At 64.7% G+C, this 18852-nt stretch carries 22 protein-coding genes; 13 read left to right on the top strand and 9 right to left on the bottom strand.

Translation table 11 applies throughout. The annotated features are described in order from the left end of the window. Positions 1–16: 16 nt before the first annotated feature. A complete protein-coding gene (gene ramB, locus AB0366_RS05730) occupies positions 17–1429 on the bottom strand; it encodes an acetate metabolism transcriptional regulator RamB (RefSeq protein WP_121873501.1) in 1413 nt (470 codons plus the stop codon). Positions 1430–1576: 147 nt separating this feature from the next. Between ramB and AB0366_RS05725 the strand changes: the two genes are divergently transcribed. Next, the gene (locus AB0366_RS05725; protein ID WP_366243054.1) at positions 1577–1981 is read left to right on the top strand and encodes a hypothetical protein; all 405 of its coding nucleotides are present in this window, start codon (positions 1577–1579) and stop codon (positions 1979–1981) included. A 169-nt stretch (positions 1982–2150) separates the two neighbouring features. On the opposite strand, the gene AB0366_RS05720 is transcribed toward AB0366_RS05725, so the two are convergent. Next, positions 2151–3107 carry a DUF559 domain-containing protein gene (locus AB0366_RS05720; protein WP_366243053.1) on the bottom strand — a complete coding sequence of 319 codons (957 nt, stop codon included), beginning with the start codon at positions 3105–3107 and terminating at the stop codon, positions 2151–2153. A 531-nt stretch (positions 3108–3638) separates the two neighbouring features. Here AB0366_RS05720 and aceA point away from each other — a divergent pair. The 4 genes from aceA to AB0366_RS05700 all read left to right on the top strand — a co-directional run bounded on the left by aceA (position 3639) and on the right by AB0366_RS05700 (position 7440). Beyond that, complete coding sequence (gene aceA, locus AB0366_RS05715; protein WP_037186862.1) at positions 3639–4928, top strand: isocitrate lyase; 1290 nt, start codon at positions 3639–3641, stop codon at positions 4926–4928. Between the two features lie 159 nt (positions 4929–5087). After that, entirely contained in the window at positions 5088–5963 is an 876-nt protein-coding gene (locus AB0366_RS05710; RefSeq protein WP_366243052.1) for a 3-hydroxybutyryl-CoA dehydrogenase, read from the top strand. A gap of 64 nt (positions 5964–6027) precedes the next feature. Then, the gene (locus AB0366_RS05705) at positions 6028–6303 is read left to right on the top strand and encodes a hypothetical protein (RefSeq protein WP_094614003.1); all 276 of its coding nucleotides are present in this window, start codon (positions 6028–6030) and stop codon (positions 6301–6303) included. Positions 6304–6399: 96 nt separating this feature from the next. Continuing rightward, the gene (locus AB0366_RS05700; protein ID WP_037186868.1) at positions 6400–7440 is read left to right on the top strand and encodes an NAD(P)-dependent alcohol dehydrogenase; all 1041 of its coding nucleotides are present in this window, start codon (positions 6400–6402) and stop codon (positions 7438–7440) included. Positions 7441–7520: 80 nt separating this feature from the next. On the opposite strand, the gene AB0366_RS05695 is transcribed toward AB0366_RS05700, so the two are convergent. Continuing rightward, positions 7521–8378: a PPK2 family polyphosphate kinase gene (locus AB0366_RS05695; RefSeq protein WP_366243051.1), complete on the bottom strand. Its 858-nt coding sequence runs from the start codon at positions 8376–8378 to the stop codon at positions 7521–7523. Between the two features lie 33 nt (positions 8379–8411). Between AB0366_RS05695 and AB0366_RS05690 the strand changes: the two genes are divergently transcribed. Further along, positions 8412–8873: a PPOX class F420-dependent oxidoreductase gene (locus AB0366_RS05690; protein ID WP_068046196.1), complete on the top strand. Its 462-nt coding sequence runs from the start codon at positions 8412–8414 to the stop codon at positions 8871–8873. Positions 8874–8919: 46 nt separating this feature from the next. Here AB0366_RS05690 and AB0366_RS05685 read toward each other — a convergent pair whose 3' ends face one another. Both AB0366_RS05685 and AB0366_RS05680 read right to left on the bottom strand, forming a co-directional pair. Next, on the bottom strand, positions 8920–9915 hold the full coding sequence (locus AB0366_RS05685) for an iron-siderophore ABC transporter substrate-binding protein (RefSeq protein ID WP_366243050.1): 996 nt from the start codon (positions 9913–9915) through the stop codon (positions 8920–8922). Between the two features lie 16 nt (positions 9916–9931). Beyond that, complete coding sequence (locus AB0366_RS05680; RefSeq protein ID WP_366243049.1) at positions 9932–10477, bottom strand: type 1 glutamine amidotransferase domain-containing protein; 546 nt, start codon at positions 10475–10477, stop codon at positions 9932–9934. A 62-nt stretch (positions 10478–10539) separates the two neighbouring features. Here AB0366_RS05680 and AB0366_RS05675 point away from each other — a divergent pair, with 62 nt between their 5' ends. Continuing rightward, positions 10540–10716 (top strand): hypothetical protein, encoded by a 177-nt coding sequence (locus AB0366_RS05675; RefSeq protein WP_366243048.1) that lies wholly within the window; start codon positions 10540–10542, stop codon positions 10714–10716. On the opposite strand, the gene AB0366_RS05670 is transcribed toward AB0366_RS05675, so the two are convergent. Beyond that, positions 10713–11426, bottom strand: coding sequence for a TetR/AcrR family transcriptional regulator (locus tag AB0366_RS05670; RefSeq protein ID WP_366243791.1), 714 nt, complete (start codon positions 11424–11426; stop codon positions 10713–10715). The two genes, AB0366_RS05675 and AB0366_RS05670, sit on opposite strands and share 4 nt — an antisense overlap. A 101-nt stretch (positions 11427–11527) precedes the next feature. On the opposite strand from AB0366_RS05670, the gene AB0366_RS05665 reads away from it, so the two are divergent. The 5 genes from AB0366_RS05665 to AB0366_RS05645 all read left to right on the top strand — a co-directional run bounded on the left by AB0366_RS05665 (position 11528) and on the right by AB0366_RS05645 (position 15588). After that, positions 11528–12802: a DUF445 family protein gene (locus tag AB0366_RS05665; RefSeq protein WP_187298391.1), complete on the top strand. Its 1275-nt coding sequence runs from the start codon at positions 11528–11530 to the stop codon at positions 12800–12802. A gap of 73 nt (positions 12803–12875) precedes the next feature. Continuing rightward, entirely contained in the window at positions 12876–13343 is a 468-nt protein-coding gene (locus tag AB0366_RS05660; RefSeq protein ID WP_052047273.1) for a helix-turn-helix transcriptional regulator, read from the top strand. Then, positions 13336–14124, top strand: a complete 789-nt coding sequence (locus AB0366_RS05655) for a heparin-binding hemagglutinin (protein ID WP_366243047.1) — start codon at positions 13336–13338, stop codon at positions 14122–14124. The genes AB0366_RS05660 and AB0366_RS05655 overlap by 8 nt, the downstream gene beginning before the upstream one ends. A 67-nt stretch (positions 14125–14191) precedes the next feature. After that, positions 14192–14482, top strand: a complete 291-nt coding sequence (locus tag AB0366_RS05650) for a DUF2516 family protein (RefSeq protein WP_121873494.1) — start codon at positions 14192–14194, stop codon at positions 14480–14482. 80 nt (positions 14483–14562) lie between these two features. Beyond that, complete coding sequence (locus tag AB0366_RS05645) at positions 14563–15588, top strand: alpha/beta hydrolase (RefSeq protein WP_366243046.1); 1026 nt, start codon at positions 14563–14565, stop codon at positions 15586–15588. 15 nt (positions 15589–15603) lie between these two features. Here the strand turns inward: AB0366_RS05645 and purU are convergent, their stop codons facing one another. Continuing rightward, positions 15604–16488 (bottom strand): formyltetrahydrofolate deformylase, encoded by an 885-nt coding sequence (purU, locus tag AB0366_RS05640; protein ID WP_121873492.1) that lies wholly within the window; start codon positions 16486–16488, stop codon positions 15604–15606. A gap of 13 nt (positions 16489–16501) precedes the next feature. Continuing rightward, on the bottom strand, positions 16502–17344 hold the full coding sequence (locus AB0366_RS05635) for a class I SAM-dependent methyltransferase (RefSeq protein ID WP_366243045.1): 843 nt from the start codon (positions 17342–17344) through the stop codon (positions 16502–16504). 50 nt (positions 17345–17394) lie between these two features. On the opposite strand from AB0366_RS05635, the gene deoC reads away from it, so the two are divergent. After that, the gene (gene deoC, locus AB0366_RS05630; protein ID WP_366243789.1) at positions 17395–18078 is read left to right on the top strand and encodes a deoxyribose-phosphate aldolase; all 684 of its coding nucleotides are present in this window, start codon (positions 17395–17397) and stop codon (positions 18076–18078) included. A 27-nt stretch (positions 18079–18105) separates the two neighbouring features. Here deoC and AB0366_RS05625 read toward each other — a convergent pair whose 3' ends face one another. Beyond that, entirely contained in the window at positions 18106–18852 is a 747-nt protein-coding gene (locus AB0366_RS05625) for a DUF2993 domain-containing protein (RefSeq protein ID WP_366243044.1), read from the bottom strand.

Below are 18852 nucleotides of genomic sequence, written 5' to 3'. Positions count from 1 at the left end.
CAGTCTTCCTTTCGTCTCAGCGAACGAGGTACGGGGACACCGAACTTCGGTGCTCGTCGATGTCGAGGTCCTTGCCCAGGGGCGGGAATGCGCGTTGCGGGCAGTTCGAGCGCTCGCACACCCGGCAGCCCGCTCCGATCGGCGTCGCCGCCGCCGAACCCTGCACGTCCAGACCGTCGGCGTACACCAGCCTTCCGGCGTGGCGCAGTTCGCAACCGAGGCCGATGGCGAAGGTCTTGCCGGGCTGACCGTATCGCGCAGCGCGTCGCTCCACGGTGCGGGCGATCCACAGGTAACTGCGGCCGTCGGGCATCTCGGCGATCTGCGTCATGATCTTGCCCGGATAGGCGAACGTCTCGTACACATTCCACAGCGGGCACGTGCCACCGCTGGACGAGAAGTGAAAACCTGTGGCGGACTGTCGCTTCGACATGTTCCCGGCGCGATCGACGCGCACGAACGAGAACGGCACGCCCCGAAGCTCGGGCCTCTGCAAGGTGGACAGGCGATGGCAGATGGTCTCGTAGCTGACCGAGAAGAAGGCCGAGAGCCGCTCGATGTCGTACCGAAAATCCTCGGCCACATCGTGGAACTGGTGGTACGGCAACACCGTCGCGGCGGCGAAGTAGTTCGCGAAACCGAGCACCGCCAACTTCTTCGACGACTCACTGGTGAAATTGCCCTCGTCGGCCATCTTCTTCAGCAGATCCCCGCATTCGAGATAGGCGAGTTCGGCGGCGTACTTGAACACCTTCTGCCCGCCGGACAGATGCGGTGAAATCTCCAGGACTCGCGTCTGTGGGTCGAACCGGTGCAGCACGTTCTCGCCGAGGTCGATGCGATTGACGATCTGCACATCGTGAACGGTCCGCAGCCGCTTGGCGATCTCGCCGCCGACGTCGGCGCGATGGAATCGGATCCTCGACGTCAGAGCCTCTGCCGCAGTGTCCAATTCGTGCAGATAATTCTGCCGCTGATAGAAGTAGTCACGCACTTCCTCGTGCGGCTTGCTGATGGAACCACTGCCACTGCCGTCGGAGAAACGCTCCTCGGTAGCGGCCAACAGCTGAGCCGTCGTATTGCGGTATCGGCGGTGCATGTTGACCATTGCCCGTGCCAACTGTGGGTGTGAGCTGACCATCTGCGCGATCTCGTGCGCATCGGCGTCGATTCCCATGTCCTGATCGAGCGCCACCTCGCGGAGTTCGGCGACCAGCCTGGTGTCGTCCTCGGAGGCGAAGAACGACGTGTCGACGCCGAACACCTCGGAGATCCGCAGCAGTACCGGCACCGTCAGTGGACGCACGTCGTGCTCGATCTGGTTGAGATAACTGGCCGAGATTCCCAGCTTCTGCGCCAGCGCCACCTGACTCATGCTGCGTTCGCTGCGGAGCTGCCGAAGCCGCACGCCGACGAAGGTTTTGGACATATCGCCAGGCTACGCCTGTGAAGAATTGGCTTAACAGCATTGGCAACTAGCTGCTGGATCACAATTCGGTGTTGTTCGGGAACATTAGCCGAGGTAAAGGCGTATACCGGTATACGAGGTATTCACCACGCACCACGAGGAGCGGTCATGTCCAACCGTCAACGCACATCCGAAATCGTCAGGGACGTCGTCGTATTCGTCACCGGAGCCGTGCTCGTCGCATCCACCGTCTGGCTTCCCGTCCAGGGAGACCAGGAAGTCACCGGTGCGATCCTCGTGCTCGGCATTCTCGCTGCATCGACCGCGCTGTGGGCCATCGGATCGTCGTCGAGGCAAAGCCACTGGACCCACGTCGGTCTCGGCCTGCTGCTCGCAGTCTCGCCCGCGCTGATGGTGTTCCCGTCCGGATTGCTCGCTGCGGACCTGTTCGCCATCATCGGTGGACTCGTGATCGCCGCGATGGGTGCCCTCGGGGTGCTCTCCTCGCGTCGGACACCGATCACCTCTCGGGTGGTTGCACACAGTGACGACCGAACCGGCGTCCGTATCTGATCTCGGCAACTGGTGCTCCACTCCCGGGGGCGTGTGCGATGAATATCGTGCGCGGCTCCGGGAGTGGAGCATTTCGTGCATTCAGGGCCTGGTGCAAAAGGTGCTCCACTCGACGCGGCAGATCCGATAGATCCCGCATACGGGCACGGGAGTGGAGCATTGTGTGCAGTCATCGCCGCGATTCCCGACGTCGCCGGATCACCGACGCAATCTCGCCGGCGATGACGTCCGGTGCGGCCAGTACGTCGAATGCCGAGTAGCGCAGCACCAGCCAGCGATCGAGCACCAAAGCGTTCTGCCGACGCCGATCCTTGCTGAACACCTCTGCAGCGCTGTGGAATTCGCGCCCGTCCACTTCTATGATCGTTCGGCTGCGACGGTCGACGAGGTCGCAGATGTACGGACCGACTGCCGCATTCATCTCCAGGAACAGCCCGATCCGGTGCAGCGCGCGTCCCAATGCCCGCTCCGGTTCCGAGGCGAATCTGGTCACTGCCAACCGAACTTGGCGAGCCAACTCTGCGTTGCCGCGTCGACCTGGGAACCGCTCGAGCAAGCAGAGGAGCGATGCGGGGTCGAGTCCGAACTTCAGGCGTTCGTCGATCAGCAACTCGGCCTCGGCGCGGGGGAGTACCGCCAGGCAATCGAGAATCGTCTGCGCAGGGGTGGTGCAGGGCAGAGTCCCGACTTGGTCGATTAACACGGAATCGAGTGCGCGACGGTGTAGCCGAAGCCATGGCGGTGGCCGCAACCTCGCCGAGCGAGGGACGGTGGCATCGAGAGTGGACGGCTCCGTCGTCCAGCCCCGCAGGTATGCGGCCGACCGGTGACTGAGCACGGCGTCCGGTCGCCACAGCGAAACGGCCCGACACCGATCCATCGTCGACGGTTCCCCTCGCATATGGACCGTCGGCAGAACACGGGTGAAGCGCCGCGAGACGGTGGTGGGGTGGAGTCCGGAGGCGACCAGCTGCTGAAGGGTGGCCGGGCCGGGAGTGGAGCCTGCGGAACGACCTGTGGGGCCGGGAGTGGAGCCTGCGGAACGACCTGTGGGGCCGGGAGTGGAGCCTGCGGAACGACCTGTGGGGCCGGGAGTGGAGCCTGCGTCGGTGTTGTCGGGAGCCATCGGTGCAGCATCGGGGATGTGTCGGCCGGCCCCAGATGCTCGAACTGGGGAAATGCAATGGCCTGTGGATAGCTGCGTGTCTGTGGATGAGTGCGCGTCGCGCTCCACTCGGGAGCGACGGACGCGGAATCCCCGCGAACGTGATGGCGAGTGGAGCACCCCGTGCATGTTCACATCGTGGGATCGGAGTACTGTGATGTCGGTCACATGGAGGCCGGTTTCTGACTCGATTCAGACGCCCTCCTCAAACCGTACAAGCGTCCGGTAAGGAATTTTGTTCATTCCGTTCATCAACTGGGGATTCATCGCTACCGGCGAGTAACCACGCCGTCCGATCGGAGCGGTTTGCGTCGCCCGAAAATTAGCAACATTAGCAATGGTGCCGGTAAAGCTAGCCAAGATTGGCACTAACAACTGGTAGACGCATGTTTTCGGGTGTGCCATTGTTTTGGAGTACACCAGAAGGGCCTGGCAACGATGTGAAGATTCGTCTCGAGGCAGGCCGAGAAGCAGAAGAGACTGGAGCTGAAGATGTCGACCACCGGCACCCCGAAGACCATCGCCGAGATCCAGCAGGATTGGGACACCAACCCCCGCTGGAAGGGCGTCACCCGTAACTTCACCGCGCAGCAGGTCTCCGACCTCCAGGGCACCGTCGTCGAAGAGGCGACACTCGCTCGCCGCGGCAGCGAGATCCTGTGGGACCTCGTGAACAACGAGGACTACATCAACTCGCTCGGTGCCCTCACCGGCAACCAGGCCGTGCAGCAGATTCGCGCCGGCCTCCAGGCGATCTACCTCTCCGGCTGGCAGGTCGCAGGCGACGCCAACCTCTCGGGCCACACCTACCCGGACCAGAGCCTCTACCCGGCCAACTCGGTGCCGTCGGTCGTCCGTCGCATCAACAACGCACTGCTGCGCGCCGACGAGATCGCCAAGATCGAGGGCGACACCTCCGTCAAGAACTGGGTTGCACCGATCGTCGCCGACGCCGAAGCCGGCTTCGGTGGCGCACTGAACGCCTACGAGCTGCAGAAGGCCATGATCGTGGCCGGCGCTGCAGGCGTGCACTGGGAAGACCAGCTCGCATCGGAGAAGAAGTGCGGCCACCTCGGCGGCAAGGTTCTCATCCCCACCCAGCAGCACATCCGCACCCTGACCTCCGCGCGTCTGGCCTCTGACGTCGCCGACGTCCCGTCGGTCATCATCGCCCGCACCGACGCCGAGGCAGCCACGCTGATCACCTCCGACGTCGACGAGCGTGACCGCGAATTCCTCGACGGAACCCGTACCGCCGAGGGCTTCTTCGGCGTCAAGAACGGCATCGAGCCCTGCATCGCTCGTGCGAAGGCCTACGCACCGTACGCAGACCTCATCTGGATGGAGACCGGCGTGCCGGATCTCGAGGTCGCCAAGAAGTTCTCCGAGTCGGTTCGCAGCGAGTTCCCGGACCAGCTGCTCGCCTACAACTGCTCGCCTTCGTTCAACTGGAAGGCGCACCTGGACGACGCGACCATCGCCAAGTTCCAGAAGGAACTCGGAGCCATGGGCTTCAAGTTCCAGTTCATCACCCTCGCAGGCTTCCACTCGCTCAACTACGGCATGTTCGACCTGGCACACGGCTACGCCCGCGAAGGCATGACCGCGTTCGTCGACCTGCAGGAGCGCGAGTTCAAGGCTGCCGAAGAGCGCGGCTTCACCGCCATCAAGCACCAGCGTGAGGTTGGCGCCGGCTACTTCGACCGCATCGCCACCACCGTCGACCCCAACACCTCGACGGCTGCACTGAAGGGCTCCACCGAAGAAGGCCAGTTCCACTGAGCCGCCTCTCCTGACCTTCAGCGCACTAGTCGGGCGGCCCGCAACATCCGTTGCGGGCCGCCTGATTTGTATCGCGAAGGTCTTGGGCGTGCCCGGCAAGAGTTACCCTCATCTCGCTTTAAGCTGTTGTGCTGCAACATTATTCGCTAGGAGTTTGCCTTGACGGTGGAGAGGGTGGGGATCGTCGGAGCGGGGCAGATGGGGGCAGGAATCGCGGAGGTGTGCGCCCGCGCCCATGTCGACGTGCTGGTCCACGAACAGACCCGCGAACTGGCGACGGCCGGTCGCAGCCGCATCCTGCAGTCCCTGGACCGCGGCGTCAGCAGCGGCAAGATCACCGAACGCGAGCGAGAGCACGCTGCGGCCAGGCTGCGATTCACCTCCGACCTCGCAGACTTCGCCGATCGTCAACTCGTCGTCGAGGCAGTGCTCGAAGACGAGAAGATCAAGGCCGACATCTTCGCCGAACTCGACTCGGTGGTGACCGACCCCGACGCCGTCATCGCCTCGAACACCTCCTCCATTCCCATCGTCAGCCTGGGAGCCGCGACTACGGAACCCGGCCGCGTCGTCGGTCTGCACTTCTTCAACCCGGTCCCGGTACTGCCACTCGTCGAACTCGTCACCACCGACCTGACCTCACCGGCAGTGGCCGACCGTGCCGAGCGATTCGCAGGCGACGTTCTCGGCAAACAGGTGGTGCGCTCGGCAGACCGCTCGGGCTTCGTCGTCAACGCGCTGCTCGTGCCCTATCTGCTCTCCGCGATTCGCATGGTCGAATCCGGATTCGCCACCAAGGAAGATGTCGACAAGGCGACGGTGCTGGGGCTCGCGCACCCGATGGGGCCGCTCGCACTCGCCGATCTCATCGGCCTCGACACCGTCAAAGCAATTGCCGATTCCATGCACTCGGAATTCGCCGAACCGCTCTTCGCCGCACCGCCGCTGCTACTGCGCATGGTCGAGGCCGGGCAGGTGGGCAAGAAGACCGGAGCCGGGTTCTATCGCTACGAGAACGGCCGGGTCGCAAAGTAGCCACCGTCGCGTAGCGCTATTGTCGTTTTGCCAGTTCAATCACCTCGATCACAGGAGCGTGTCAGTGAGCAAGTCCACGAAGTCGAACGGTGTGGTTCCCAAGGCATTCGGGATCGGGTTGGCCGCCACCGGCGCCGCCCACTTCGTGGTGCCGGAGGCGTTCGAGGGAATCACCAAGCTCCCGTTCCCCAAGGACACGCGAACCTGGATCAGTCGCAACGGAGCCACCGAACTGGCGGTCGGTGCGGCGATCGCCTACCCCAAGACCCGCAAGATCGGACTTGTCGGTCTGGTGGCGTATGTTGGGTGGCTGGGCGTCAATATCGCCAAGAACAGCTGACGTTACTGTTGCGAACGACTCGTTTAGAGCAGGAATAGCCTGGTCGAGGCGGTAGCTGCCTTGCGCTTGCACTGATGCGTAGGTAGCAATGTAGATATGACTTCAGCTACCGCTTACCAGGCCACCGCTCCGGACGCCCCGCTCGAGAAGGCGACGATCGAGCGACGCGCCGTCGGACCGAACGACATCCTCATCGACGTCAAGTTCGCCGGCATCTGCCACTCCGACATCCACACTGCCCGCAACGAATGGGGCGGCACCACCTACCCCGTCGTTCCCGGGCACGAGATCGCCGGCATCGTGGCCGAGGTCGGCTCCGAGGTGACCAGCCGCAAGGTGGGCGACCGCGTCGGCGTCGGCTGCTTCGTCGATTCCTGTGGCGAGTGCGAGGCGTGCAAGGACGGCGACGAGCAGTACTGCACCAAAGGCGTCGTCCAGACGTACAACTCGAAGACCTACGAGGGCGAGTTCACCCACGGCGGCTACTCCACCCAGATCGTCGTGACGGAGAAGTTCGTCCTCGGCATCCCGGAAGGCGTCGAGCTCGACGTCGCCGCACCGCTGCTGTGCGCGGGCATCACCCTGTACTCGCCGCTCAAGCACTGGGGAGCAGGACCGGGCAAGAAGGTCGCCATCATCGGCATGGGCGGCCTCGGCCACATCGGCGTCAAGATCGCGCACGCACTCGGAGCCCACGTCACCGTGCTGAGCCAGACGGACGCCAAGGAAGCCGACGGCAAGGCCTACGGTGCCGACGAGTACTACGCCACCAAGGACACCACCGCCCTCAAGGATCTGCAGGGCAAGTTCGACCTGATCCTCAATACGGTCTCCGCGAACCTGCCGATGGGCAAGTACCTCGGACTGCTCGCTCGCAACGGCACCCTCGTCGAGCTGGGTGTTCCCGAGAAGCCCCTCGAGGTGCCCGCGTTCAACCTGCTGGCCAACCGTCGTTCGTTCGCCGGTTCGATGGTCGGCGGCATCGCCGAGACCCAGGAAATGCTGGACTTCTGCGCCGAGCACCACATCGGTGCCGAGATCGAGGTCATCCCGGCCGAGAAGATCAACGAGGCATACGACCGCGTCGTCAAGTCCGACGTGCGCTACCGCTTCGTGATCGACGCAGCCACGCTGTAACAGTCTTCTTGGACGCGTGAATGGTCCGTTGACCTGCCCAGACGGGGGTCAATGGACCATTCACGCATTCGAAGCGGTCTTCAGCTCTCGGCCAGCCGCTTCTTCTCGTGTTCGACGTCGAAATCTGCTGCGGGCCAATCGAGATCGAGTTTCTCCAACGTGTCGATCAGGATTTCCGTGACGGCCAAGCGGCTGTACCACTTGCGGTCGGCCGGAACGACGTACCACGGTGCATGGTCGAAGTCCGTACGATCCAGCACCCGCTGATACGCCGCCCGGTACTGCGGTAGGAAGCCACGCTCGGTGACGTCGCCCGGGTTGTACTTCCAGTGCTTCTCGGGTCGATCGAGCCGCTCCTGCAATCGCTTCTTCTGCTCGTCCTCCGACACGAACAAGGCCACCTTGACCACGACCGTGTCCTCGTCGACCAATCCCTTCTCGAAGGCGTTGATCTCGTCGAATCGCTTCTCCCACACCTGCCGTGGCACGAGGTCGTGGACCGCGACGACGAGAACGTCCTCGTAGTGGGATCGATCGAACACCCCGATTCGGCCTGCCCGCGGAAGTGCTTTGCGGATGCGCCACAGGTAGTGGTGTTGCTTCTCTTCCTGAGTCGGCACCCCGAACGAGGCGAGGTCGACGCCCTGCGGATCGACCATCCCGATGACGTGCTTGACCATGCCGCCCTTGCCCGCGGTGTCCATGCCCTGCAGCACGAGCAGAACCGACTTGGTGCCGCCTGCGCGCCCATGTGCATAGAGCTTTTCCTGCAGCGCCGCGAGTACTGCACCGCGCTGCTCGAGGACGTCGTTGCCGTGTGCTTTGGCACCGTCGAAGCCCGGAGTTGCCGTGAAATCGATGTCCTCCACACGGGGAGAGGCGCTGGCGCGCAGCACATCGACGGGAGAGAGAGTCCACAGTTTCGACTTGTCGGCCATAGGCGAGAAGACTACTTCTCTACCATGGGATTCATGGCCCCTACCATTGCAAAAGCCGAAACCGTTTCGCGTGAGCAACTGCTCGAATTCGTATCTCCGCGACACCACCACACTCTCATCACTCGCAAGCGCGACGACGGTCTGCAGGTCTCTCCGGTCTCGGCCGGGGTGGACTCCGAAGGCCGCATCGTGATCGCCACCTACCCCGAGCGCGCGAAGGTGCACAACATCCGCCGCAATTCCGCCGTCACGGTGCTGGTGCACAGCGACGACTGGAACGGCGACTACGTCCAGGTCGACGGCACGGCCGAGATCATCGATCTTCCCGACGCCGTCGAGCCTCTGGTGGAGTACTTCCGCAGCATCGCCGGCGAGCACTCGGACTGGGACGAGTACCGCGCGGCGATGGTGAAGCAGGGAAAGTCGTTGATACGCATCGTGATCGACACCTGGGGACCGATCGCCGCGGGTGGATTCCCGCCGGGGAGAGTGTGACAAGCCCGCCAGGGAGAGTGTGACAAGCCCCCGGGAAGAGTGTGATCTAGCCCTTCAGTGGTGCCGCGAACAGTGGGACCGCGTTTTCCAGTGCGTATCGGGTGCCGGCCACGGACGCGGCCGAGAATGCGTTGGACAGGTTCAGGTCGCCGAGTACGACGAGCCGTCCGTCGCGTGCCGACGGCAGGCCCTGGATCGACGGGTTGTCGGTGATCACCTCGGGTCCGGTGCCGATGGGGAACATGACGGTGAGGTCGGCGTCGAGGGCGGAGATGTTCTCCTCGGACAGTTCGATGTTGAACGCTCCCGGCTCGGCCAGGTTCTGGATGGCCGGGGTGTTGGTCAGTCCGAGGGATTCGAGGAAGTCGACGCGGGTGTCGCCGCGTACGTAGGCACCGACCTGTCCGCTGTAGAGCGTCCCGACGGCGACGGTCTTGTCGGCGAACTCCGGGTTGGCCGCGATCGTGTCGTCGATCAGTGCCTGGGTGTCGTCGACGAGCTTCGTGCCCTCGTCGACCTTGCCGAGTGCCTGCGCGACGATCTCGGTCTGGCCGTCCCAGGTGGTGCCGTAGGCGATGTCGGTTCCGGGCGGTGCCGCGACGGTGGGGGCGATCTCGGAGAGGTCGTCGTAGACGGCTTTGTCGTTGGTGCTGCGTGTCCACAGGATGAGGTCCGGTGCAAGCGCCGCGATCGACTCCATGTCGACGTCGAAGGTACCGACGATGGTGGGGTCGGTGTCGTAGGTTTCGTCCACCCACGGGCCCAGGCCGTTTCCGCCGACGCCGAGCCAGTCGCTGGCACCGACCGGTTGCACGCCGAGCGCCAGTGCGGTCTCTGGATCCGACCAACCCAGCGCGACCACTCGCTGCGGATTCGCAGGGACTTCGACGTCGCCGAACATGTCGGTCACGACGGTGCTGCCGGACTCGGCCGAGTCGGCACTACCACCATCGGAACCGCTGTCGTCGGAACTGCATGCGGTCAGGGTGAGGGCGAGGGCGAGGGCTGCCGCAGGCAGAGCCAACGAACGAGAAATGCGCATAGGGCACGCTAACCTATCAAGCGCTGAAATGCTCCACGATCTTCGCGCAGAAGGCCGGCAGGTCGTCCGGGTTGCGGCTCGAGATCAGGTTGCCGTCGACGACCACTTCCTCGTCGACGACGGTTCCTCCCGCGTTGCGAATGTCGGTGCGGATGCTCGGGTAGGACGTCAACGTCCGGCCCTTCAGAACGTCGGCCTCGACGAGGGTCCAGGCTCCGTGGCAGATGACGCCGACGGGCTTGCGGGCTTCTACGAACGCGCGGACGAACTCCACCGCGTCCGCGTCCACGCGCAGTTGATCGGGGTTGGTGGTTCCGCCGGGCAGGATCAGTGCGTCGAAGTCGTCCGCGGAGACGTCGGCGACGACGCGGTCGACGGTGAAGGTGTCGGCGGCGTTGACATCGCTCTCCATGGCTTGGATGTCGCCGTGGTCGAGTGCAACCAATGTGACTGTGGCTCCGGCCTTTTCGACGGCCTCGCGGGGCTGAACCAGCTCGACTTGCTCGACGCCGTCGGTAGCGAGAATGGCGATGCGGCGTCCGGTCAATGTTTCGGTAGTCATACTTTCTCGGATGTCCGACCGGGCCTGATCTCAAACTGTCGAGCGATGGTACGAATGGAGACATGAGCGACTCACCCATCGAAACCCCGACCGAGGATCGCGTCGAACAGAATCTCCCGATCGCGGACGAGCCGGACGAGCCGAGTGCCGATGATCTGCCCATCGAGGCCGACGCCCGGGACGTGCTGGATCAACGAGCAGAAGTACCCCTGGACGACGACGGGTACGACGAGCGCTAAGGCGTGTTCGGCTCGTCGTCCACCAGAGGATGCGGCTGCGACTTGAACTTCGCGGGGGAGCCGTCGGCCATGGCGACCCCGTGGATTCCGCCCCACATCATCATGCAGAGGTAGTCGATCAAATCGTCCGCGGACATCGACTTGTTGGAGATCCACCAGTGCGTGGCCAGCTGGACCGCACCGACGATGGCGAAGGCCCACGGCACCGAACCGCCGGAATCCATCTCGCGTTGCCGTAGACGTTCACCCAATACCGTGGAGAGCAACTCGGCGATCATTCGCTCGGACTCGGCGACCACGTCGCGGTTGTTACCGGCGTTGTTCGCCATGACGTACAGGTACACCTCGGGATCGGTGGCCACCGTCTCGACGTACGCGGTCACCACGACGCGAGTGAGCTCGTACTCGTCGAGCTCGTGCGAGATCGCGGCATAGATGCGCGGGGCGAGAGTCGTCTCGACGTACCGCGACATGGTCGCGCTCGTCAGATCGTTCTTGTCGGTGAAGTAGCGGTAGAGCACCGTCTTGGAGATACCGATCTCCGACGCGATCTCGTCCATTCCGATCTCGCGGCCTCGCAACCGGATCGCGGCCAGCGTGCCGTCGACGAGCTCTTCGCGGCGCGCGATCTTGTGCTCACGCCACCGACGTTTGCGACCGTCCGGCTTCTCGACCTTCGGCTTGTCCTCGCTCGGCTCGGACTCGTCCAGCTTTGCCTCCGTCGTATTTCTCGCCACGACCACCACCCTATGCGCCCCCGAAGACACCGTCGCAGGCTGCGTCCGGTTGATCCGCCGCAGTTATGGGCACAATGTCGGTTGTGCAGCTCATGAACTTCGACGACGACACCAAACGTCGCGACCTCCGCAAGATGAAAACGGTCGCGACCGGGTTTCTCGTATTCGCATCGATCGTCTACCTGTTCTGCCGGTGGCAGGAGTCGACGGGGGCAGGTGCCTGGGTGGGTTACGTCCGGGCGGCGTCGGAGGCGGGCATGGTCGGCGCGCTCGCCGACTGGTTCGCGGTGACGGCACTGTTCAAGCACCCGCTGGGTATCCCGATTCCGCACACGGCGCTGATCAAGAAGAAGAAGGACCAGCTGGGCGCGAGCCTGAGTTCGTTCGTCGGCAGCAACTTCCTCGCACCCGAGGTGGTGTCCGAGAAGGTCGCGTCGGCGCAGGTTCCGTTGCGGTTGGGTACCTGGCTCGCCCAGCCCGACAACGCCGAACGCGTCGCGGCCGAGGCGGCGACCGTGCTGCACGGAGTGGTCGACGTACTCAACGACGAGGACATCACCGCCGTCATCGACAGCACCATCGTGCGTCGACTCGCCGATCCGCAGTGGGGTCCGCCGATCGGCCGCATCCTCGACGAACTGCTCCGCGAGAACCGTCAGCTGCCGTTGATCGACATGCTCGCCGAGCGCGCTCACCAGTGGGCGCTCGGTAGCCAGGAGATGATCGATCGCGTCGTCGCGCGGGATTCCCCGAACTGGTCGCCGAAGTTCGTCGACACCCTGTTGGGCGAGAAGGTCTACAAGGAACTCGTCGAGTTCACCTGGAAGATCCGCTCCAACCCCGAGCACGACGTCCGTCAGGCCGCGAACAAGTTCCTCGTCGACTACGCCAACGACCTGCAGCACGACCCGGTGACCATCGAGAAGGCCGAGAAGCTCAAGGCGCAGATCATGGGACGCGAGGAGATCACCGGCCTCGCCGCGGCGACGTGGAAGGTGGCCAAGCGTCTGATCACCGAGTCGGTGGACGACCCCACGAGCACACTGCGCACCAAGATCAAGGAGAACACCGCCAACCTCGGTGTCCGTCTGCGCGACGACGAGGATCTGCGCGGCAAGGTCGACGGTTGGCTCCTCGGTGGGGCGAGCTACATCGCCTCGAACTATGCCGACGAGATCACCACGATCATCGGCGACACTGTCGCTCGCTGGGATGCCGAGGAGGCGAGCAAGAAGATCGAACTGCAGGTGGGACGCGATCTGCAGTTCATTCGCATCAACGGAACCGTCGTCGGTTCCATCGCCGGTCTGGCCATCTACACGATCTCGGATCTGATCTTCGGGCACTAGTGCTAGCAGAGTGCTTGCAATAGTTAGCACCCTTCGGTACCGTCCAGTAGGACACCGAAAACAGGAGGCCGAGATGGCCGATGACGAGGGGGATCTGGTCGCCAAGGCGACCGAGGCGACGCAGGTCGTCGCCGAGGCAGGGGATCTTGTCGCCGCAGTCGTGACGACCGCAGCTCAGGACATAGGCAGCTACATCCGGTCGCAACGGGAAGCCGCACAGGTATCGATGCGGCAACTCGCCAGCCGAGCCGGAGTGAGCAACCCCTACCTCAGTCAGATCGAACGCGGACTGCGAAACCCGTCCGCAGAAGTGCTAGCGCAGATAGCCAAGGGTCTGCGCGTCTCCTCGGAGGTGCTGTACGTCCGGGCCGGGATCTTGGAAGCGCGTCCCCACGGTCCGGTGCGCGAAGCTCTGCTCGGCGATGAGCACATCACCGAACGGCAGAAGCAAGTGCTGATCGAGATCTACGACTCGTTCTGTCGTGAGAACGAGTCCACGCAGGAGCCCGAACCCGACGAACAGGAGACACCCGATGTCTGATTCCAAGAACTTCGAGAACGTCAAGACCCCCATCTTCGCAGCCGTCGGTGCAGGCGACGCCGTCGTCCAGGCCGTAGCGGACGTCGTCGCTCAGGTGCGCTCGCGCGCCGAGAGCCGTACCAGCGAGGTCAACGCCCGCTTCGCCGACATCTCCGAGGATGTCACCGAAGGCGTCGAGAGCCTGCGCGAGCGGCTGGCGAACCTGCCCGCAGAGCTTCCCGACGAGATCGCCGAACTCCGCGAGCGCTTCACCCCCGAAGAGCTCCGCAAGGTTGCCGAGGCATACCTCAAGGTCGCCTCCGACCTCTACACCTCGCTCGCCGAGCGCGGCGAAGAGACCGTCGAGCGCATCCGCCGCACCCCGGCCGTCGAAGAGAGCCTCGAGCGCGCGAACTCCGCCGCCAACGATGTCGTCGACCTCACCGAGCAGGCCCTCGGAACCGTCGCCTCGCAGACCCGCGCAGTCGGCGAGCGCGCCGCTGCCCTGGCCGGCCTCGCGTCGGACAAGGTTCGTGAAGGTGCCGACGAGATCTCCGACGCCGCCGACGAGCTCGCCGAGAACATCGACGAAGCAGGCGACGAGGCCAAGGACAAGGCCGTCGAGGCTTCCGACAAGGTGAGCGGCGTGGCAGGCAAGGTCGAGGCCAAGACCCGCAGCAGCGCCAACTCGCCGATCAAGAAGACCCCGGCTCCGGCCAAGAAGACGGCACCGGCACCGGCTGCCAAGAAGGCCACCCCGGCTCCGGCCAAGAAGGCTCCGGCGAAGAAGACCACTCGCTAAAGCACTCGTAAAGAAAACGACCCCTGCGCCGCGCGGCGCAGGGGTCGTTTCTCGTACACTGGCGGGTGTGATTGCGAGCAGCTTCTCCCAGACGATCTTCCTGATCCTGCAAATCATTTCGATTGCCGGAGCCGCGTTCGCCATTTTCCATGCGCTGCGCCAACGGCCGGACGCGTTTCCCGCGGCCGGGAAGCTGACCAAGAACGCCTGGTTGGGCATTCTGGCGGTAGGGCTGCTGCTGACGCTGATCGGGCCCATGGTCATCATGTTCTGGATCATCGGCATCGTCGGCATCGCGGTGTACCTCGTCGACGTGCGGCCCAAGATCGACAGCATCCAGCGCGGACCCCGCTGGTAGGCAGCCGCGTCGACGCTCGTTCGGTCGTGGGCGTACCGTCTACCGCACCCGCCAGGGGGTCGAGGTAGAGGGGATTTTCTGTGGTTTCTCGCAAGGTAGTCGAACGTGTGCTGTTCGGAATAGGCGGCGCGGCCGCGGCGGCCTCCGTCGGTGCATTCGTGGTTCGGCGGCGTCGCCTGCACTCGTTCACCAAGACGACCGACGTCCAGCCCGACGAGTTGCTGCAGTACCCCACCTTCGAGCCGCACATCACCGAGGTGGTCACCGACGACGGTGCACACCTGCACGTTCGCAGCTACGGTGACGCCGATGCCGCGCCGATCGTCTTCAGCCATGGCTGGACCTGCTCGGCCGACTACTGGTACCCGCAGATCAACGCCCTCGCCGGCCGCTACCGGGTCATCGCGTACGACCAGCGCGGCCACGGCCGCAGCGACGTGGGAACGCGACCACTGAGCCCCGACGTGCTGGCCGACGACCTCGCCGCGATCCTCACCGCCACCGTCGACGAGGACAACAAGGCCGTCCTGGTTGGACACAGCATGGGCGGAATGTCCATCATGGCCTGGGCCGGAAACTATCCCGAACAGGTCGACCGGCTGGTCAGTGCCGTGCTGCTCGCCAGCACTGCGACCGACTCGCTCGTCCGCGAAACCACCGTCATCCCGCTGCCGCAACGCTTCCCACGCCTCCCGACCCCCGTGGGAAAAGCCGTGCTCAGCTCGGCGCTTCCGCTGCGGCCGTCACCGGTGACCCGCCAAGCCATCAAATACATCTCGATGGCCCCCGGAGCGACACCTGCCGAGGTGGCGTTCTGCGAGAAGATCGTGCTCGAATGCGCGCCGCGCACCCGCGGCATCTGGGGCGCCGCACTCACCGACCTCGACATCCGCGAGGCACTGGAAAACATGTCCGTACCCACCAGCGTGCTCGTCGGATCTGCTGACCGCTTGACCCCGCCGGTGCACGCCCGCAAACTCGCCCGCGCCCTGGACGACCACGACCACCTGAGCAGACTGATCGTGATCCCCGGCATCGGACACATGAGCTCGGTGGAAGCAATCGACGAATTCAACGCCGAAGTGGTTCGGCTCCGGAACCTGTGATTCTTCGGGTCTCGCCTAGCTGAACACCACGGTCTTGCGGCCGTGCACCAGGACACGATCCTCCAGGTGCCACCGCAGGCCACGGGAGAGCACCAGCTTCTCGATGTCGCGGCCCTGACGCACCATGTCGGACACCTCGTCGGCATGGTCGACGCGGATGACGTCCTGCTCGATGATCGGACCTGCGTCGAGCTCGGCCGTCACGTAGTGGCACGTCGCACCGATCAGTTTCACGCCCCGCGCGAACGCCTGGTGGTACGGACGCGCGCCGACGAACGACGGCAGGAAGCTGTGGTGGATGTTGATGGCCCGCCCCGCCCAGTGCGCGCACAGCGATTCGGGGAGAACCTGCATGAACCGTGCCAGCACCACCGCGTGCGGGTCATAGGAATCGACCAGCGACCGCACCTCCTCGAAGGCAGGAGCGCGCTCGGCCGGATCCTTCGCGAACTCGACGTGATGGAACGGGGTGCCGTGCGCGGCGGCGATCGGCTCGAGTGACTTGTGGTTGCCGATCACCGCGGAGATCTGAGCGGGCAGCTCGCCGCCCGCAGCGCGCCCGAGGAGATCGTGCAAGCAGTGTGCTTCCTTGCTGACGAGCAGGACCACGCGCTTGGGTTCACCCGAATCGTGAAGTGTCCATTCGGTTTCCGGGCCGAGCTCGGCGGCCACCGCGGCGAACCGCGTGCGTAGCTCCTCGATACTCATGTCCACGGACGACGCGCGTACTGCCTGCCGGGTGAAGAACCAACCGGTGTCGGGATCGGCGTGATAAGCGGCCTCTACGATCCATCCACCGACCTCGGCGAGGAAGGTCGAGATGCGGGCGACGATGCCCGTCTTGTCGGGGCAACCGAGCGACAGAACGTAACGGCGATCCTCGGATACGGAAGAACTCATACCGCCGATTGTCTCAGGGCGTCCGCACCCCGGTTGCCACCAGTGTCCCGAGATCGATCGAATCGATTCCGCGCTCGGTCAGCAACGCAGTGAACTCGGCACGGACCTGCGTCCGGGTCGCATCGTCGAACGAAGTCAACGCGCCCCGCATCGCGCTACCCAGCACGAGATCCCACACGAACGACTCCGTCGCGGGAACGTGGTTGGACAGCTCGACGACCTCGACATCGGTGGTGCCGGCCGCGGTGAGCCACGCGCGGAGGAGATCCACGGTTTCCATCCGCCGGATCGGATGCTTGTCGTAACCGTCCTGCGCGAGTGGCCCGTCGTGCTCGCTCGGCGGCGAATGCGCACCGATCACCTCGAAGAACGTGCCCGCGAACGCCTCGATCGCACCCTTGCGCCACACCGTCACCCCGACGCGACCGCCCGGACGAACCAGAGACACCAGACGCGCGAAGTCCCGCTCGGGATCGGGCAGGAAGAAGATGCCGTACGAACAGGCCAACGCGTCGTATCCGGCATCGGGAACCGTCGACGGCGGCTCCCACTCGGTGGCGTCGGCAACGACGAAGTCGATGTTGCGCAATGCCCGATCGGTGGCCTTCACCCGCCCCACCTCCAACAGGTCGTCGGCGAGGTCTATGGCATGCACGAGACCGTCGGGGCCGACGGCCGCCGCCGCGGGAATCGCCGACGCGCCCGTACCCGAACACACATCGAGAACCGCGTCGCCGGTGGCCAACCCGAGCGCGAAGGCGAGCGACTGCCCGGCCGGCCCCCAGACCTGCGGCGTCACCGCGTCGAACTCCCTGCTGGTGGCATTGAAGGTAGCGGCGAGCGAGGCTGCGGTCATGAACGAAAATCGTAGACCGTCAGGGCTGTGAAATGCAGAGCTGTGAAAAGCTGGACCGCATGACACTCACCCGCGCCGCCCTCGCCGGAATGGTCGACCACACGCTGCTCAAGCCCGAAGCCACCGAAGCCGACGTGACCGCCCTCATCGAGGAAGGCCGCGAGCTGGGAGTGCTCGCGGTGTGCGTATCCCCGTCGATGCTGCCGATTCGCGCCGAGGGAATGCTCACTGCCGTCGTCGCCGGATTCCCGTCGGGCAAGCACCATTCGTTGATCAAGGGATCCGAGGCCAGGCTCGCGGTGCAGCAAGGTGCCGACGAGGTCGACATGGTGATCGACGTCGGCGCGGCCATCGCGGGGGACTACAACGCGGTACTGGCCGACATCGTCACCGTCCGCGAAGGGATCGCCGGAAGCGCTGTCCTGAAGGTCATCATCGAATCGGCAGCACTGTCGGACGACGCGATCGTCGAGGTCTGCCGCGCCGCCGAGAAGGCCGGTGCCGACTTCGTCAAGACGTCCACCGGATTCCACCCGGCCGGCGGCGCGAGCGTCGAGGCCGTGCGCTTGATGGCAGAGACCGTCGGCGGACGACTGGGCGTCAAGGCCAGTGGCGGCATCCGCACCACGGACGTCGCCCTGGCCATGATCGACGCGGGCGCAACACGATTGGGGCTATCGGGAACGCGCGCGGTGTTGGACGGACTAGCTGCGCACGTGAGCGGAAACTCGTAGCAGGGGGCGAGTTTCCGCGCACATGGGTTATGCGACCAGCGAGCAACCCTCGGGTGTCGGCTGATTCTGATCCTGCTGGGTCACCGGAATCGTGTACTGCCCGCCTTCGAGGGCGAGCTCGATGCCGGAGTCGGTGACGGTCAGCGACGTCGGAGCCATGTCCAACGGGTAGGCCTGCAGACTGTCGGTCAGCACGCCGACGACGGAGTCGACCAGATCGGTGGGAATGCCGAGGCCCAGGATCGACGCGTCGACGGTCTGGAAGTCGACCCTGCCGTCCACGACCTGTGGCTGGACGGTGAGATTCGCCAGAGCCCCGACGGCGAAGTCGAGGGTGCCCGCCGACGCATCCGAGGTGACGCCCGAGACGATCGCGCCGATTCCCTGGCTCTGCAGGGTGCGGGTGATGCCGTCGGTGGACCACGAGATGTCGGCACTCGAGCTGCCGATGGTGCCGCCCGAGTCGGCGGTCTGCGTCAGGTTCAGGTCACGTGCCTCGGCCTGCACGACCATGCCCTCGGCGGGGCCGAAGCGCGCGTCGTCGCTGTCGACGGTCACCGAGGAGACCTTCTTGTCCACCAGCGAGAGCAAGACCGGCTTGAGGCCGAGACCGACCTCGACCTGGCTGCCGAGCTCGGACTCGAGCTGACCGGCGAGGCAGGATTTGATCTGCTGACGGACGAACAACTCGCCACCGATGACGGCGACGAGGAGGACGACAACGACGGAGACTGCGATCAGCGGTGCGGTGCTGCGCCTGGCTGTGGATGACAT

Source organism: Rhodococcus sp. NPDC076796, assembly GCF_040702765.1.
Taxonomy (GTDB): domain Bacteria; phylum Actinomycetota; class Actinomycetes; order Mycobacteriales; family Mycobacteriaceae; genus Rhodococcoides.
The sequence above is the reverse complement of the archived record's forward strand: the minus strand, read 5'-3'. Positions and strand labels throughout refer to the sequence as shown.